Source organism: uncultured Pedobacter sp., from assembly GCF_913776295.1.
Classification (GTDB): domain Bacteria; phylum Bacteroidota; class Bacteroidia; order Sphingobacteriales; family Sphingobacteriaceae; genus Pedobacter.
Genome location: NZ_CAJYOJ010000039.1, coordinates 156,898 through 174,861, shown reverse-complemented (window position 1 = coordinate 174,861; position 17,964 = coordinate 156,898). Strand labels below are relative to the sequence as shown.

Annotated in this window: 18 protein-coding genes; all 18 read right to left on the bottom strand. The window is 39.6% G+C overall.

The genetic code is table 11. The features are described from left to right. Positions 1–309: 309 nt before the first annotated feature. Complete coding sequence (locus QZ738_RS07505; RefSeq protein WP_293786175.1) at positions 310–1,158, bottom strand: DUF2911 domain-containing protein; 849 nt, start codon at positions 1,156–1,158, stop codon at positions 310–312. 71 nt (positions 1,159–1,229) lie between these two features. Continuing rightward, positions 1,230–1,739 (bottom strand): GNAT family protein, encoded by a 510-nt coding sequence (locus tag QZ738_RS07500; RefSeq protein ID WP_293786173.1) that lies wholly within the window; start codon positions 1,737–1,739, stop codon positions 1,230–1,232. A gap of 49 nt (positions 1,740–1,788) precedes the next feature. Beyond that, a complete protein-coding gene (locus QZ738_RS07495) occupies positions 1,789–2,148 on the bottom strand; it encodes a hypothetical protein (RefSeq protein WP_293786171.1) in 360 nt (119 codons plus the stop codon). A gap of 11 nt (positions 2,149–2,159) precedes the next feature. Then, positions 2,160–2,396 carry a hypothetical protein gene (locus QZ738_RS07490; RefSeq protein WP_293786169.1) on the bottom strand — a complete coding sequence of 79 codons (237 nt, stop codon included), beginning with the start codon at positions 2,394–2,396 and terminating at the stop codon, positions 2,160–2,162. 3 nt (positions 2,397–2,399) lie between these two features. After that, positions 2,400–3,566: a D-alanyl-D-alanine carboxypeptidase/D-alanyl-D-alanine-endopeptidase gene (gene dacB, locus QZ738_RS07485; protein ID WP_293786167.1), complete on the bottom strand. Its 1,167-nt coding sequence runs from the start codon at positions 3,564–3,566 to the stop codon at positions 2,400–2,402. A gap of 17 nt (positions 3,567–3,583) precedes the next feature. Further along, positions 3,584–4,708, bottom strand: a complete 1,125-nt coding sequence (locus QZ738_RS07480) for an ATP-binding protein (RefSeq protein WP_293786165.1) — start codon at positions 4,706–4,708, stop codon at positions 3,584–3,586. Between the two features lie 141 nt (positions 4,709–4,849). Further along, on the bottom strand, positions 4,850–5,452 hold the full coding sequence (locus QZ738_RS07475) for a CDP-alcohol phosphatidyltransferase family protein (RefSeq protein ID WP_293786163.1): 603 nt from the start codon (positions 5,450–5,452) through the stop codon (positions 4,850–4,852). 54 nt (positions 5,453–5,506) lie between these two features. Beyond that, entirely contained in the window at positions 5,507–6,496 is a 990-nt protein-coding gene (locus QZ738_RS07470; RefSeq protein ID WP_090501707.1) for an aspartate-semialdehyde dehydrogenase, read from the bottom strand. A gap of 659 nt (positions 6,497–7,155) precedes the next feature. Then, positions 7,156–8,025 (bottom strand): sugar phosphate isomerase/epimerase, encoded by an 870-nt coding sequence (locus tag QZ738_RS07465; protein ID WP_293786159.1) that lies wholly within the window; start codon positions 8,023–8,025, stop codon positions 7,156–7,158. Positions 8,026–8,033: 8 nt separating this feature from the next. Further along, positions 8,034–8,909: a sugar phosphate isomerase/epimerase gene (locus tag QZ738_RS07460; protein ID WP_293786157.1), complete on the bottom strand. Its 876-nt coding sequence runs from the start codon at positions 8,907–8,909 to the stop codon at positions 8,034–8,036. 8 nt (positions 8,910–8,917) lie between these two features. Next, the gene (locus tag QZ738_RS07455) at positions 8,918–9,808 is read right to left on the bottom strand and encodes a TIM barrel protein (protein WP_293786155.1); all 891 of its coding nucleotides are present in this window, start codon (positions 9,806–9,808) and stop codon (positions 8,918–8,920) included. A gap of 1 nt (position 9,809) precedes the next feature. Beyond that, complete coding sequence (locus tag QZ738_RS07450) at positions 9,810–11,051, bottom strand: nucleoside permease (protein ID WP_293786153.1); 1,242 nt, start codon at positions 11,049–11,051, stop codon at positions 9,810–9,812. A 176-nt stretch (positions 11,052–11,227) separates the two neighbouring features. After that, on the bottom strand, positions 11,228–11,908 hold the full coding sequence (locus tag QZ738_RS07445; protein WP_293786151.1) for a DUF1080 domain-containing protein: 681 nt from the start codon (positions 11,906–11,908) through the stop codon (positions 11,228–11,230). Positions 11,909–11,961: 53 nt separating this feature from the next. Further along, positions 11,962–13,419, bottom strand: coding sequence for a Gfo/Idh/MocA family oxidoreductase (locus tag QZ738_RS07440; RefSeq protein ID WP_293786149.1), 1,458 nt, complete (start codon positions 13,417–13,419; stop codon positions 11,962–11,964). A 32-nt stretch (positions 13,420–13,451) separates the two neighbouring features. Beyond that, complete coding sequence (locus tag QZ738_RS07435) at positions 13,452–13,838, bottom strand: c-type cytochrome (RefSeq protein WP_293786147.1); 387 nt, start codon at positions 13,836–13,838, stop codon at positions 13,452–13,454. Positions 13,839–13,933: 95 nt separating this feature from the next. Next, positions 13,934–14,992: a sugar phosphate isomerase/epimerase gene (locus QZ738_RS07430; RefSeq protein WP_293786145.1), complete on the bottom strand. Its 1,059-nt coding sequence runs from the start codon at positions 14,990–14,992 to the stop codon at positions 13,934–13,936. Between the two features lie 9 nt (positions 14,993–15,001). Further along, positions 15,002–16,159, bottom strand: coding sequence for a Gfo/Idh/MocA family oxidoreductase (locus tag QZ738_RS07425; RefSeq protein ID WP_293786143.1), 1,158 nt, complete (start codon positions 16,157–16,159; stop codon positions 15,002–15,004). An 83-nt stretch (positions 16,160–16,242) separates the two neighbouring features. Further along, positions 16,243–17,943, bottom strand: coding sequence for a GMC oxidoreductase (locus QZ738_RS07420; protein WP_293786141.1), 1,701 nt, complete (start codon positions 17,941–17,943; stop codon positions 16,243–16,245). Positions 17,944–17,964: the final 21 nt, after the last annotated feature.

Sequence of the window (17,964 nt, the reverse complement as noted above, 5' to 3'; positions counted from 1 at the left end):
TTGGTAAATAAATTATTTATAACCTCGCCACAACGGCTATTTAAACGCTTGTCTGGAAAACAATCTCTATACCCATTTGATAATAACATCTACAAAACTAAAAATATTTGTGTCCACACGGTAGGATGAAAAATCGGGATTGCGGGCTTTTCATTTCAATCGGGTTTAAATGACTTAGGTTTGGTAAATTATAGGAAACAATGCCTGTGCTGAAGATGCCGTCATTCTGATGCTATAGCTATAAGATCAAGAGGCATTGAAGGGGTGATATTTATCGGTCGGTGTCTCACCGACCGAAATAGAACTTCTTTATTTTTTAGCCTCCGCCAAAAGTTCGGAATTTAGACGAACATATTCATCAACCTTTGCTGCTTTTGCAACCTCAATTCCTTGTTGTGCAGTAGCTGCAGCCGCTGCTTTGTCGCCCATTTTTAATTGAATGCGACCTTTCCAAAGTTTAAACCAGGGCGCTTTTGGATCCGATTTTTCTGCTTCCGTCATCCATTCCAAAGCCTGTTTTAAATCTTTTCCATGCTGAAAATAATATTGTGCCGCGGCAAAATAGGGTTTCTTGTCACCTTTCATGGCTTCGGCAATATTGGCCATTACTTTTTCATCAATGGAAGTGGTAATATTAACGGCATATGCACTATTTTCCCACATCATGTTTAAAATAGCCGAAGTTTCATTAACCGATGAGAATTGCATGGTTAAAGTTTCCACTTTATCTTTTAAAGCAATCGTTTTTACCTTTACCCGGAGTACGTCGTCACTTTCCTTATAATCGTATGCACCCCATTGGTCGGCAGTTTTATTGAAAATAACGGTCCACTCATTTTTACCAGGGATACTGAACAAGCTATATTCACCTGCTGGTAAATCTTTGCCTTCAATTTTAACGTCGTCGGTAAATTTAATCCTCGTAGCAGCATTTGCACCGTTACGCCAAACTACACCCATCGGTTCTATACCACCAAAAATTTTGCGGCTTTTTACATTCGGACGTGAATACGTTAAGGTTATTTTGCCCAATCCAAAATCCTGAACCAGTGTTTGGCCACTACTGGCTTGTGGAAATCTGGCTTCCTGCGCATTTGCGAAATCTGCTACACCCAAAAGTGCCACAAACAGCACTATTGATTTGATTGATAATTTCATTACTTTGTTGTTTTTGTTTCGTGCGAATTTACGCAATAAGTGCCGGGTTTAGCAAAAGTTTTAATGAGCATTTAGATCAGTTGATTTTTCCTGAAACCAAAAATCAGCTCATCAAAATATTCGCCGTTTTTAAATATAGTTCCCTTTAATTCGGCTTCGAAGACAAAACCCGATTTCTGTAAAACTCTTTGTGAGACCAGATTGGTGTGTGATGTCCTGGCGAAAATCCTTTCGATCTCAAAGGTTTCGAAACCATAATGAAGCATTTCTTTTATCACAAGCGTAACGATGCCTTTACCCCAATGCTCTTCCCCGATCCAATACCCCATTTCTGCACTTTTGCAATAAATGTCTGCCAGTTGATGCACACCTATTGATCCAATTACTTCATTATTCAACACAATGGCTTTGATCTGTAAGGGATCGTGACTTGAGGCCAATTGAATAAAAGCTTCTCCATCTTTTTTTTCGTAGGGAAATGGAAATTTATTGGTTAGGTTTTTAGAGATGTTGTAGTTATTGGCATGTTTAACAAGATCATTCACATCAGTTGATTGAAAGGCACGTAAATTGAGTTGCATGAATTAGACTACTGGTAATATATCATTAAAATTTCCAAAATGCACTAAGCTAAATATTCGAAAAAATAAAATTTAAACGCTTTAATTCTGTTTTGATCTGGTTCATACCAATTAAACCGCCAGACATGCCGCTGGATTGCTGAAAAACATTCACCGTAAGTTCATTTTCGTTTCCCTGCATCATGGTTACGCTAAATTTATAATAGGTTGTAAATGCGACCAGTATGAGTCTTTTGGTGCGGCTACCTTTTTCTAAAATTAAATTCCCAAATTGTTGATCAATAACTTTATAGCCCTGTAATTTAAATAACTCGGTAATCTTTTTAGTCATTTCCTCCACAGAAATATCTTTATAAAGATTCGAAATCAATCCATCAACCGCTTGCAGGTTTTTCACAAAAAAAGTCATATTAATAAGGGTTATTTTAGTTCATCCAATACCTTAAACAACTTTTTGTTGATACTGTTTCCGCTATAATTATTAATGTTGATCACTACGACATATTTGTTTCCAACAGCATCAGTATGATAGCCGGCAAATGCCGAAACATCGTTGATGGTGCCACTTTTAATTTTCATGCCATTGTATTCTGGCAGCGCTTTGTAATAATCAGAAAACCAGTTTTCTTTTTGAATCTGGAAAAGGATATTGGCCATTGCCTAAGTCGTAACCCTATCGCCCGGAGAAAGGCCGCTTCCGTCAATAATATTCAATGCAGTTCTGTCAATGCCCTTATCTCCCCAGAAATTAATCTCCGCTTCTGCACCTTTGCTTGTTGTCGCATCTTTGCCTGATTTTAAGGCGATGGTTTTTAAAAGCGATTCGCCATATAAATTGATGCTTTTCTTTAAAAACCAATAGATAATCTCGCTTAAACCTGGTGAACTGATGGTGCTTATTTTTTGTGTAACAGGAGGTATAACCTGATTATTCAGGTTCATTAACCTGGTGGTGGTGGCTTGCTGGCTGGTAGAAATCCCCAGTCTTTTCAATGTATCCGCCAAACGGTAAGCACAATCAAATGCAGGATCTGGCAAGGCAACCGAAATACCTTTTTTAGCAATACCCATTCCCCAGCTCCCGCGTAGGTAAGCCACATTGCCATAGGGTGGGAGAAAGGCATAACTTCTGTCGCCGGTACCTGACGCGCCGGTTTTCAGTTCATTTACGATTTGAATGTATGGAGTAGCCGGAACTGTTTTTACAATTTTTACTTCATCTGATGTACTACTTCCCGGTTTCATGTGGATATCAAACTGATTTTCCCGCCAGGCTAAACCTGATGTTCCCGCGCCGTAATAATTGCCAATATCCTGCCAAACCCAACCTTCAGGTGTGGTTTGCGTGCCAAAAATACGGTCATCACCAATTACAGCACCCTCAATTTTTTTGATACCTGCCGCTTTTATGGCTGCGACCCAGGTGGTTAAAACAGTATTTTCTTTGTTCTGATAACGCCAAGAACCCAAGGTGGGATCCCCACTGCCAATGATCATGAGGTTGCCCTTCAGGGTTCCATCGGTGGTAACGGAGCCGGTGTAGCCCAAAGTGGTCTGGTATTGGAAATCTTTTCCTAAGATGCTAAATGCAGTAGCTGCGGTGATGGTTTTTAAGGTCGATGCAGTAGCCAAACCAATCTGCTCATTTTTGGCATATAATGTTTTGCCTGTATTGGCATCCAGAATGCAAAGCGATACCAGGGCATGTTTTGCCTGTTCGTCGCTTAATAAATGGTTAAAAGCTTTTTCGATGTTTTGAATCCTGTTTTGAGCATTTGCTAAAGTTGCTATGCAGAACAATAGAGATAATATCTTTAAAAATTTCATTCTGTAAGGAAGGTTATTTACAACAGAAAACTGGTGTAATTGGCTTTGTTTATAACGCGTGTTTCGTTGGTGGGGTATGCATCTAAAAAGGTTGATGGAAACCTGACTTTTTTATTTTCGTTCCATTTAATCTCTATCGCATTTATTTTTCCATGAATTTCTTCTATTAAATCAATTTCCTGCTGTTGAAAACTGCGCCAAAAATAATATTTGGCAAGCTTTCTTTTGTTGTGATTGGCCTTAATATGTTCGGATATAATGTAATTCTCGAAAAGCTGACCGGCATCCTGTCTTAAACCCAGGTTATTAAAGTTTTCAATCAGGGCATTACGTATCCCTGTATCGTAAAAGTAAATTTTTTTGCTCTTTTTAATTTCGTTCCTTAGGCTACTGCTGTAGGCACTTAACCTAAATACCACAAAACATTGCTCCAGTAAATCAATGTAACGCTCAACGGTTAATTTATCAGCTTCTATCATCTGTCCGAGTTCGGTATAAGAAACTTCATTGCCAATCTGTAGCGCCAGTGCCTGTACCAGTTTTTCGAGTTGTAAGGGTTTTCTGATGCCTGTAAGCGATAAAATATCTTTAAAAAGATAGCTATTCGCCAGATTTAATAATAGTTCCTTTTCTTCTCCAGGATAATTGATTGCATCAGGATAAGTTCCGTATATCAGTCTTTTCTCCAATGCCTGTTCTTCAATCAGCACATTGGTATCATCAACGAGTTCGGCAAGCGAAAAAGGGTAGAGGTGGTATTCAAATTTCCTGCCGGTCAACGGCTCTTTAATACCCGTAGCCAGATCCAATGATGAAGAGCCTGTAACCAAAAGCTGTACATCGGTAAAGTGGTCAACAATCAGTTTAAGTGTTAAACCAATATTGGTAACACGCTGCGCCTCGTCGATAAAAATTATTTTATTGGATCCAATGATTGATTTCAGTCTTTCAATGCTGATATCAGTTAAGGTAGTACGTATGCTCGACTCATCACAATTTAGAAAAACAAATGGTAATCCGGTTTTTTGTACCAATTGCTTCAACATAGTGGTTTTACCCACTTGCCTCGCGCCTGTAACAATAATGGCTTTTCGTTTAAAAAACTTCGATTCAATATGTTTTTGTAGATTTCTGACAATCATTTCATTATATTTTCTCTTGTCTCAAATATAATGAAATTTGCGCTAATCACTAAATTACATATAAAAAAGAGATTATAATCACTAAATTATATATAAAAAAGGGATTATAATCACAGAATTTTATATTTTGATTTGAATGAGTTAACCATTAAATAATTTATTTCGTTTAATCTCTTTTCCCTGTCTGAGCTTTACGGCATGATAAATCGATGGTACATCATTGGTCCATTTTTTAAGGGTCAGTACAATGGCAATTATTTCTAATCTGGTAGCCAGGCCGAGCCAAAAACAAATTTCAAATAGCACTACAGATTCGCAATGCACCATAATTTCGACCAAGGTTGCGAAAATGGTTAGCGTCCAGATTTTAGCACCTATTGAGTGTGTGGCAATTTCCTTTTTGAATTTAATATAACTTAATGCATAGGTTGAAGCTTCAAAAGCACCAAGAACAAGCAATTTGATGAGGTTGATTTTAAAGAAATCAGGACATTGGACATAAGTGGCGACTGCAACCGAAATAAAAAATACCTGATCAATGCCTGAATCCAAGCGCCTTAACTTCTCTGAAGAGATATGCAGCTTGCGGGCGATGATCCCGTCAAATATGTCGGTTAATAATCCAACAGATAATAAAGTAATGGCTAAAAAAGAATAATGATGAACGTGGAAAATGCTTAATAAAATAATCCCAAAACCGATAAGCAACCTGGAATAAATTAAAGCGATTGGAAAATTTTTCATAATAGAGCGCATAAAAAAGCCCCGATAAATCGAGGCTTTTATTTAATTTATGAGTTAAACCAGTTCTTTCTGAACCAGATATTCGGCAATTTGAACGGCATTGGTTGCCGCACCTTTACGCAAATTATCGGCAACAATCCAAAGGTTTAATGCTTTTGGTGCCGATTCATCTCTACGGATACGGCCTACAAACACTTCGTCTTTCTCATGCGCATCTTTTGGCATCGGATATTTCAGGTTAGCAACATCATCCACCACAATTACGCCCGGCGCTTTTTCTAAAATACTACGCACTTCGGCTAGATCGAAATCGTTCTCGAACTCAATATTAACCGATTCTGAGTGACCGCCCATAACCGGAATACGAACCGTTGTAGCGGTAACTTTAATGTTGTTATCGCTCATGATTTTGTTCGTTTCCTTCACCATTTTCATTTCTTCTTTGGTATATCCGTTATCGGTGAAAACATCAATGTGTGGAAGTACATTCAGGTCGATTTCATAAGGATAAGCTTTAGGACCATCAATGCCTTTGCGCTCGTTCATCAACTGCTCAACTGCTTTAACCCCAGTGCCGGTAACCGATTGGTAAGTAGAAACGATTACACGTTTAATTTTGTATTTATCGTGTAAAGGTTTTAAAACCACCACCATTTGAATGGTAGAACAGTTCGGGTTAGCAATGATCTTGTTATCAATAGAAAGTTCGTGTGCATTAACTTCTGGTACAATTAATTTAATTGCAGGGTCCATTCTCCAGGCAGAAGAATTATCAATAACAGTTGTTCCGGCTTCTTTAAAACGGGGTGCATGCTCTAATGAAGTATTTCCACCTGCTGAAAACAAGGCGATATCCGGTTTCATGCTGATTGCAGTATCCATGCTAACAATTGGGAACTTCTTACCCTTAAAAGTAATTTCCTTACCAACACTCTTTTCTGATGCTACGGGAATTAACTCTGTTAAAGGGAAATTTCTTTCCTCCAATACTTTTAACATGACAGTGCCAACCAACCCGGTGGCACCCACTACTGCTACTTTCATTTTAAATTTCTTTATATTATTAATTATTTGATATGAGCTCAAATATGCTAAAAAATAAGCTGATATCCCTATTGTTGCCAATTAAATTTGCTTTTTATATTTAAAATTTTTGGTTTTCGATAGAAAATATCGTTAAGATTAAGGTATAGGCGGAGACTTGAGAAGTTTCTTGAGGATGGGAAACGGCATAACTTTGCAAGTCAACTTGGATGTTTTTATTTTGGAAAGCAGGTTTTAGTGCGTATCGGTCACGGCAGTCCTGCTATCACTATAATCGTTTTAAACAACAACTGTTATGCTGAAGTACGAAGCGTCTGTTTCATCGGGTACAGGTAGCAAATTTATGGAGCCCGCAATTTAAAAAGTATTGCCATTCTATCACGTGCCCGTTGCAGGCGGGGGGGTAATTAACCTAAGTCATCTCCCTTCTAAAATTGAGGAGATTTTTAGTGAAAGATTCTGCGTTAGGGATTGGAAAGGTTCAGTACCGATATTTTCATCGATACCGTAGCGAAGCGGAGCCCTGCAAAGCCCGACCCTTTCCCGATTTTTCATCGGAATTGGGAAACGCCCATATCAGTTTGCAATATGCCGTTTATAGCCAGAATCGTTTTTTATAAACCCACAGATTTTTTAAAATCTGCGGGGTTTGGATAAGCTTAAATTAAATTAGCTTTGATGTAATCGCAGCTGGTTTTGATCGAACCCATCGGATCTGGCTGATAATTGGTTTCGTGCTCTACAAAGAAATGCTGCATACCCGAAAGTTTTGCCTCGGCAAAAATGGTTTTAAAATCAATTGATCCTTTACCCACCTCAGTGTTCCATTCGGGTTTGGCTTTATCCATATCTTTTACATGCCACATTGGGAAACGGCCAGGATATTTTTTAAATAAAGCCAATGGATCGTTACCTGAACGTACCACCCAGTATAAATCCATCTCAAAGTTGACCAGGTTTTTATCGGTTTCGCTTAAATAAACATCATAACCGGTGGTGTCGCCCAATTTCTTAAATTCGAAATCATGGTTGTGGTAAGCAAACTTTAAGCCCGATGCTCTGGCAATTTCGGCCACTTTATTAAAATCATCGGCAGTTTTCTTAAAGCCATCTATACCTTTGCTCATATCAACATGGGCGCCAGCAATGGTAAAATATTTACCGCCGATAGCTGCTGAAGATTCGATATCGGCTTTTAACTTATCAGTTTTTCCGGTTTTAGAGAATTCATCCATTCCGTAATGGCCACTTGGCGCTTTTAAACCGTTGGCATTTAATAAAGCCTTGAACTCTTTAGGTGTTAAGCCCCAGAACTTTCCGTTAGAAAAGCCATAGGTTTCCACTTCTTTGTATCCGGCTTGCGCCACTTTTTCGATAACGCCTTTTACGTCTTTTGGTATTTCATTGCGCAAGGTATAGAGTTGTAATCCAACATTTTTACTTGCCCTATCAAAAGCAAAAGAGGGGATTAGTAGTGCTGCTCCGGCCGCTAGTCCTGCCTGCTTTAGGAATGTCCTTCTTGAATTCATCTCTTCAATTAAATAATTTCTTTCTTAATATAAGCACAGCTTGCCGCAACAGATTCCATCGGGTTTGGTTTGTAGTTGGTTTCGTGCTCCACGAAGAAGTGTTTCATGCCCGAAAGTTTCGCCTGGGCGAAAATAGGTTTGAAATTTATAGACCCAGTGCCTACTTCTGCATTTAAGGCCGGGTTGGCTTTATCCATATCTTTAACATGCCACATGGTAAAGCGGCCTGGATTTTCTTTAAACAGCTTCAATGGATCGTTTCCTGAACGTACCACCCAATACAGATCAAGTTCGAAATCAACCAGTTTTCTATCTGTACCTTTTAACAAAATTTCGTAACCGGTGGTATTGCCAACTTTATCAAATTCGAAATTATGGTTATGGTAAGCTAAACGGATACCGGCTGCCTTGCACATTTTTCCTGCTTCATTTATTCTGGTTGCAATTTTTTTATAATCTTCAGCGTTTTTTCTAAGGCCAGTATCTAACCAGGGAATGGTTACATATTCGCTTTTCAATACTTTTGCTGCTGCAATTGCCGCTTTCAGTTCGGTGGTATTACCATCGCTTAAATAAGTGCCTAAGCCATAATGGCCACTTGGTGCTTTTAAACCATTAGCATCCAACAGCGCTTTAAATTCTCTGGGTGTTAAACCCCAGAACTGATCTTTTATAGAAAATCCATAGGTTTCTACTTCCTTAAAACCTGCTTTAGCAATTTTTGCAATTGTTCCTTTTACATCTTTAGGCAATTCATCCCTTAAAGAGTACAATTGCAGTCCAACAACTCTTTTAGTATCGGCTGCGAAAACAGATGACGGAACGAGCAGCGCCGCTGCTGCAGCCACGCTACTGTTGATTAGAAAATTTCTTCTTGATATCATAACGTAGATTAAATATCGCAGATAGCTACTGCCTTCTTCAATGAGGCTATTTTATCTGCTTGTTTAGGTATAAATTCTTGTGCAACGTAACCTTTAAAGCCGGTTTCGGCAATGGCTTTCATAATGGCAGGGTAATATAATTCCTGTGTATCGTCTATTTCATTACGGCCCGGTACACCAGCGGTGTGGTAATGCGCAATGTATTGGTGGTATTGCCTGATGTTACTGATCACATCGCCCTCATCAATCTGCATATGGTAAATATCATATAACAATTTGAAATTTTCTGATCCCAGACGTTTGCAAAGTTCAGCACCCCATGATGTTCTGTCGCACTGGTAATCTTTATGGTTTACTTTGCTGTTAAGCAATTCCATTACCAATACCACGTTGTGCTTTTCGGCCAATGGCATCAACTGTTTTAACCCTTTAACGCAATTATTCCAACCGGTTTCATCATCCTTACCACGACGGTTCCCACTAAAGCAGATTAGATTTTTATAACCGGCTTCGGCCACAAGCGGAATCATTTTGGTATAATTTTGAATTAACTTTTCGTGGAATTTTTCATCGTTAAAACCGTCTACCAGATTAATCTCTGCTCCGTTGCACATGGTGGATTCTAAGCCATGTTTTTTTAAGGTCGGCCAATCTCCAGGACCTACCAGATCAATGCCTTTGATCCCGATTTTTTTTGCTTCGAGGCAGAGTGCTTCTACATCAAAGCTGCTAAAACACCAGCGGCATACCGCATGGTTGATATTTCCTTTTAGCCTTAACGGCTGATCTGATTCTGGTTTATCCATTGCTAGTGCTGATAGGCCAGAAGAAACACCGACAGCCGCAGTTCCTGCTATGATGCTCTTTAAAGCATTTCTTCTATTTACGTTTGAGGCCATGTTAAATTGCTTTAGCTTCTATTTCAGATTTAGTTTTATCATTGAACAGCATGGCGAATAATAAGAAAACAGCAGCTGCAATACCTGCTGGTATAATCCAGATCATTTTATAATCTTTTGTTCCATCAGCTAATAAATAAGAATCTGAAATCAATCCTGCAATTTGAAACCCTATTAACATACCAACTCCATATGTTGCTAATGTAATTAAGCCTTGAGCTGAACTTTTAAATTTTTCTCCCGCTTTTGAGTTGGTATAAATCTGGCCGGAAACGAAAAAGAAATCGTAACAGATACCATGGAGCGCAATGCCAATATAAAGCATAAAGCTAAGCTCATTGCCATTTCCAAATGCAAATAATAGATATCTTACTGACCATGCTATCATTCCAACCAAAATTGTTTTTTTAAATCCGTATTTAGAAAAGAATACAGGTATTAGGAGCAGAAACAGGGCTTCTGAAATCTGACCAATCGTCATCTTTACTGTTGGGTTTGAAATACCCGAATTTTCAAGATAAGGGTGGGCAACTTGGTAATAAAATGCTAGTGGTATACAAATTAACATTGCTGAAATGAAAAATACAGCAAAATTTTTATCTTTTAAAAGTTTTAAGGCGTCAAATCCCAAAAGTTCTCCGATTCTTATTTTCTCACTTTTGTCAACTTTAGGGGGTGTTTTTGGTAATGTAAAGCTTAAGATCCCGAGTATCAGAGAAGCTATGCTTGCCATTAAAAATGTATTTCTTAACAAACCTGCTCGAATGCTTATTTCGGAATCCCATGAAAAAATGTAGCTGATCGAAACTCCAGCTATAATCCATCCTATAGTTCCCCAAACTCTGATTTTGCCAAATTCTTTTTCAGGATCTTGCATTTGATTAAATGATACTGAATTGACTAACGCTAATGTTGGCATGTATAAGATCATATATCCTAAAATATAAGGATATAAAACACTAACATCTGGGGCCTTGTATGCTTGATATAACAAAACTGCTCCGATTAAATGTATAATTGCGAGAATTTTTTCAGCATTAAAATACCTGTCAGCAATTAAGCCAACAATAAAAGGGGCAATAATTGCTCCCCAACATTGGGTTGAAAATACAGCTCCGGTTTCTGCTCCGGAAGCTTTAAGAGTTGTTCCTAGGTATGTTCCTAAAGAAACAAACCATGCGCCCCAGATAAAAAATTCGAGGAACATCATGGCAGAAAGTTTAAAGCGAGTAGTGCTATTCATTTGGTTTAAATAAGGTTATTGGGTTTAAGGTTTAAGGCGTAGGGTTAAGAGTGAAGGATATTACCCTCAACATTTACCCGACGCCTTCAGCCACATTATATTTTAAGTTTTGAATGTATGGTTAGAGCAGACGAAAGATAGCCTTTAGCCTTCTACCTTACACCTTTTACCTCTTTTTATAGTTCTTTAATAGAGATGTTTTTGTACCAAACTTCATCTCCATGATCCTGTAAGGCAATTTTACCGGTTTTAAAGGTTCCCCAGTTTTCCCATGTGGCAAATTTGCTGCCTGCAACAATTTTTTTCCAGTTGTCATCCCAGAGCGTTGTTTTTACTACTTCAACACCATTTAAGATTAAGGTTAATTTACCTTTCTTGCTAATGATCTCTGCTTTGTTCCATTCGCCAACTGGTTTAACTGGTTCTGACGAACTTTTTACCAGATCGTAAAGATCGCCGGCACGGTGTTTAGTGATTTTTCCATCAGGATGGCCATCATTATCGATCACCTGCATTTCTAAACCGGTAGAATAAGTAGCATGGTATTTAGGTTCTTCATGAACATAAAAAATAAGGCCGCTATTGGCTTTTGGCGCCACTTTCCAGTCGTATTTTAAGTGGAAATCACCATACTCTTTATCGGTAACTAAATCGCCACCACCATCTTTACCTTTTTTTGCCAAATCCAGGTGTAATGTGCCATCCTGAACCTGCCAGGCACTACCAACAGTAGTTTTATTGTAAGTATGCCAACCGGTTGTGGTTTTACCATCAAAAAGTGGCTTAAAGCCTTTTTGTGCTTTTGATATTTGCGTAACTGCTAGCAGGATGCAAGCAGAAAGAAAGATTTTTTTCATTTTTTTGAATTTAAACCTGATAAGTTTTAGGTCAGGTTTGTAAGTGTTTTTATTTAAAGCGTTAAATTGTTCCAGCCTTTACGATATTCGCGTTTTACAAACTGGTTGGCTTCATCAAAGTTGGTAACTTTCATATTATCGTTGTCCCAAAGCATTTTCATATACCGTCCTGGGTAAGTAGTTTTACCATTTACCGTTTTTTGTACATCGAAACTTCTGATGGCTAGATTGGCCATCAATAAAGCTTCTGTTAACGGACCTGCAATTTCAAAAGGCGAACTCACTTCCTGTTTGCCATAGCCGGCAATTGCAGCTTCAACCCACTGTTTATAATGTCCGTTTGCTCCATCTGGTACGCGTGCATATTTTGGTGCAACTTTAATGTCCTTGTTTTTATTCAAAGGCAATAATTTAGGATTTGCACTATAAGTTTCAGCCATCATTTTACCTTTTGTTCCGATGAATAACGTACCGTTACCACCATCACCAAAAGTTTCATTTGCTTCCAATTCTTCCGGACGTTCGGGCTGGATCCCGCCATCCATCCAGTGTAAAGTCACATCACCTTTTGTTTTATTTGTTTTAGGGAACTTTAAGGTAACATGGCTTGATGGCGGACAACTTTCAGGAAAATAACCCCGTTTAAATTCATCTACGTAAACAGAACCTACACTGGCCTGAACTTCTTTGGCATATTTTAAATTTAATACACTAAAAGGGGCTTCAATTAAGTGGCAACCCATATCGCCTAAAGCACCGGTCCCGTAATCCCACCAGCCACGCCAGTTAAATGGAACCAATTTATCCACATAATCCTTTTCAGGAGCCGTTCCCAACCATAAATTCCAATCTAATTCTTTAGGGATTTCTGCTTTTTTGCTTGGCCAGGGAATGCCCTGAGGCCATACCGGACGGTTGGTCCAGGCATATACCGTATGCACATCGCCGATTAAACCGGCTTCGTACCATTCCTTCATTTGGCGCGGACCATCGTTTGATGCACCTTGATTACCCATTTGCGTAACCACTTTATATTTTTTTGCCGCTGCGGTTAGTATCCGCGCTTCATAAATATCGTGTGTTAGAGGCTTTTGAACGTAAACATGTTTGCCCAACTGCATGGCGGCCAAAGCCTGGATAGCGTGGTTATGATCAGGAGTAGAAACAGAGACAGCATCGAAGTTTTTATGTTCTTTATCTAACATTTCGCGCCAATCTTTATAATATTTTGCCTTAGGAAAAGCTTTTACGCTATTGGCTGCACGACGATCGTCTACATCACACAGAAAAGCGATATCTGCTTTTCCGCTTTTGTAAAACATATCCAAATCGCTTTGGCCTTTTCCGCCAACCCCAACGCCGGCAACCAATAGGCGATCGCTCGGTGCTAAATAGCCTGTTCCGCCCAAAACATGGCGCGGAACAATCATAAAGGCAGCGGCAGCGATTGCTGAAGTTTTAATAAAATCACGGCGGTTACTCGTGTTTTTATTTTCTTGCTCTGTTTTCATATGTAGTAAATCGATTTGCTAACTGGATTCGATTATTTTTTCTTTAATGATAAAATATACTTTACCATTAATTTTGCATCGTCTTTTTTAAGTGTAGCATGTGCAGTCATTGGCATATTACCCCAAACACCTGTTCCACCTTTAATAATCTTATCGGCGAGCATATTGATATTTTTTTCGGTTGCCGGATATTTTTTTGCGATGTCTACGTATGCAGGGCCAATAATTTTGTTGGTTTTGTTATGGCAGCCTAAACAATCTGACTTGTTGATCAGTTTTTCTCCTGGATTTGATTGAAAAGCGGCATGGTTTGCTGTTGTCGCCGTTGCAAGCACAGCTTTCTCTTTCGCTAAATCAGCCTTTGAAAAAGACGCCATAAAAATGACTACAGCGCCTAGAGCTAAAAATGTTTTTTTCATGTTGTGTGTGTTGTTTTTAATTGCATTCGAGCTTGCATAAGCGTTAACGTTCTATTATTGTTGCTTATGCAGGTTTTCATGTTGTGTTTGTGTTGTTATTCTGATAATCCTAGTATTCTTTTATTGAAAGCGCTGTCACTACCTGATGCCGCAAAATCATCAAATGCTTTATCCGTTACGTTAATAATGTGTTTTTCGATAAATTCCGCACCTTCTCGGGCACCATCCTGCTGGTTTTTAATACAGCATTCCCATTCCATAACGGCCCATCCTTTAAAATCATATTGGGCTAATTTACTAAAAATCGTTTTAAAATCAACTTGCCCATCACCAGGCGAGCGGTAACGCCCTGCGCGGTTTGCCCAACTCTGGTATCCGCCAAAAGTGCCTTGTTTGCCCGTAGGGTTAAATTCTGCATCCTTTACATGGAAAGCTTTGATGCGTTCGTGGTAAAAATCGATGTATTGAATGTAATCCAATTGTTGCAACACAAAGTGAGATGGATCATACAATAAGCATGCCCGAGGATGATTATTCACTGCCTCAAGGAACATCTCGTAAGTTTCGCCATCAAATAAATCTTCTCCAGGGTGTATTTCATAGCAAACGTCTACTCCACATCGGTCAAATTCGTTTAAGATGGGCGTCCAGCGTTTCGCCAGTTCCGCAAAACCTTCTTCAACCAATCCAGCCGGACGTTGAGGCCAGGGATGGAAATATTGCCATAATAATGAGCCGCTAAAAGTTGCATGTGCATTTAAACCCAGATTTTGCGATGCCTGTGCTGCATATTTCATCTGTTGTACCGCCCATTCCGTTCTGGCTTTAGGGTTTTTGTGTACATCTTTTGGTGCAAAAGCATCAAAAAGGTCATCGTAAGCAGGGTGAACGGCAACCAACTGTCCTTGCAGGTGTGTAGATAGTTCGGTAATTTCCAAACCGTAAGTGGCAATTTTGCCTTTTAGCTCATCTGCGTAAGTTTTGCTTTCTGCCGCTTGTTTAAGATCAATAAAGCGGGAGTCAAGAGTTGGCATCTGAATGCCTTTAAACCCTAAATCTGCCGCCCATTTGCAAATGCTATCAAGTGAATTAAATGGAGCTTCGTCGCTGATAAACTGTGCTAAAAATACAGCTGGTCCTTTTATTGTTGTCATGCCTGGGTATTAAATTTTATAGTCGAACCATTTTTGATTTGATTGGCCGGAAGCCACTACATTTTCAATAAATGCCATTCCTCGGATTCCATCTGAGGTTCCAGGGAAATCGAGCATCTCTGCAGTAGGTTCTTCATTGTTTAATTTAGCGTTCACGGTAAGTGCAAAGTTTTTATAGATATTGGCAAAGGCCTCTAAATAACCTTCAGGATGACCGCCTGGTGTGCGGGTATTGTGTTTTGCAAAACTATCCATGTAGCCGTTACCGGTTCTGTAAATCTGCGCTGGTGCATCCAACCACCTTACAATCATGGTGTTTGGTTCCATCTGGTGCCATTCTAGGCCGCCTTTTTCGCCGTAAACCCTGATTTTCAGCGCATTTTCTTCTCCGGCAGCAATTTGAGAGGCCACCAATACGCCATTGGCGCCATTATCGAATTTTAAGAGCACGTTACCATCATCATCAATGGCTCTGCCTGGTACCACAATATTTAAATCGGCACAAATTTTAGTGATTTTTAGCCCCGAAATATATTCAGCAAGGTGTGCTGCATGTGTACCGATATCGCCCATGCAACCGCTTTTACCGGTTTTAGAGGGGTCGGTACGCCAGGCCGCTTGTGCATTTCCTTCGCGTTCAGAAAGTGTGCTTAACCAGCCTTGCGGATATTCTACTACAATTTTACGGATATTACCCAATTTGCCTTCGTTTACCATCTGTTTAGCTTGTTTTACCATCGGATATCCCGAGTAAGTATGCGTTAAACAAAGCGTTAATCCGGTTTCTTCTACTTTAGCGTGAAGCTGTTTTGCTTCTTCCAAAGTTAAGGTCATCGGTTTTTCAATCACAACGTTAAACCCTTTATCCAACGCCATCATTGCAGGGGCAAAGTGGGCGAAGTTTGGGGTAACGATGGTTACAAAATCAATCTTCTCTTCTGCTGGCAACTCACTTTCTTTGGTCAGCATTTCTTCATAATTGTTGTAGATTCTGTTATCAGGAAGAAAAAGCATTTTTCCGGATTCGTATCCAACTTCAGGATTTACACTTAACGCTCCGGCAGATAATTCGATCAGGCCATCCATGTTAGCGGCCAAACGATGTACGGCACCGATAAAGGCGTCTTTTCCACCGCCTATCATGCCCATTCTTAATTTTCTTTTCATGTTTGAGTATGGGATATAGGGCTAAAGGTTTAGGGCATAGGGTTTTTAACCTTACACCTTAAACCTTCTACCTTAAACCCTTTCTAGATATTCTTTTTCTTTAATTCTTTTACTGCATAATCAGCGGCGCGTGCAGTAAGCGCCATAAATGTTAATGAAGGGTTTTGACAAGCAATTGACGGCATGCATGATCCATCGGTTACGAAAACATTATTTACTTCATGCATCTGGTTCCATTTGTTCAGCACCGAGGTTTTAGGATCGTTACCCATTCTGGCGGTACCCATTTCGTGGATCGCCATACCAGGATAACAGCCATTATCGTATGTTTTGATATTTTTCATGCCTGCTTTTTCTAACATTTCGGCAGCATCGTTCATCATATCCACACGCATTTTTTTCTCGTTTTCTTTGTATTCGCAATCAATGGCCAATACAGGCTGTCCCCACTTGTCCTTTTTGGTTTTATCAATGTATACCTTGTTCTCATAATAAGGTAACATTTCTCCGAAACCGCCCAACCCCATGGTCCATTTTCCCGGAGTGGTCATTTTCTGTTTCAGATCTGCACCGAATGATAACTCAGCTACATCATTTTGCCAGTTGCTTCTGCTTGCGCCACCCTGATAACCGAAACCACGTAAATAATCACGTTTATCGTTACCGATATTTTGATACCTTGGTACATAAATTCCATTTGCACGGCGGCCATAGGTATATTTATCATCAAAGCCTTCAGCCTCTCCGGATGCACCGCAACGGAAATGATGATCCATTAAATTATGCCCTAACTGACCGCTGCCATTGCCCAGTCCGTTTGGATGTGCTTCTGATGTAGAATTCAATAAAATGAATGTAGAGCCTAATGTAGAACCGTTTACAAAAATAATTTTCGCATAGAACTCCATCGTTTTGTTGGTCTGTGCATCAATTACCATTACACCTTTCGCTTTCTTGGTGTCTTTATCATAAATAATATGATTTACGATAGAATATGGTCTTAACGTTAAACGTTTGGTTGCCATTGCCGCTGGAAGGGTAGAAGACTGTGTACTAAAATAAGCACCAAACGGACAACCACGGCTACATAGGTTTCTGTATTGACAGTTGCCACGGCCTTTATGGGGAACGGTAAGATTGGCCACGCGGCCGATCATGATGATGCGTTCTCTTTTATAATGTTCCTCAACACGGGCTTTTACCGATTTTTCGACAATGTTTAAATCCATTGGAGGTAAAAAGTCGCCGTCCGGGCAAGTTGGCCAATTCTCTTTAGAGCCGCTGATGCCGGCAAAACGCTCGGCATAATCATACCAGGGCGAAAGTTCAGCATAACGGATCGGCCAGTCGCTTCCATGACCATCTTTCGCATTATCCTCAAAGTTATGATCGCTTAAACGGTAACTCTGACGGCCCCACATCAATGATTTACCACCCACGTGGAAACCACGGTACCAATCGAAACGTTTATCTTCGGTATAGGGGCATTCCAAATCGTTTACCCACCATTTTTCGTTTGCTTCCTGATACGGATAATCTCTTTTTTGTACCGGGTGAGTACGCTTTTGCTCTTCGGTGAGTCTTCCTGCATGTTTAAAATCCCAAGGATTTTTCATGGCATTTTCATACCCGGTAATGTGCTCAATGTTCATACCTCTTTCGAGCATGAGTACACGTAAGCCCTTTTCGGTAAGTTCTTTTGCAGCCCAGCCGCCACTAATACCCGATCCTATCACGATAGCATCGTAAGTATTTTCTGCTTTTAAATTTGTATTTAAATTCATGATGTTTTGTAGTTGTTGTTG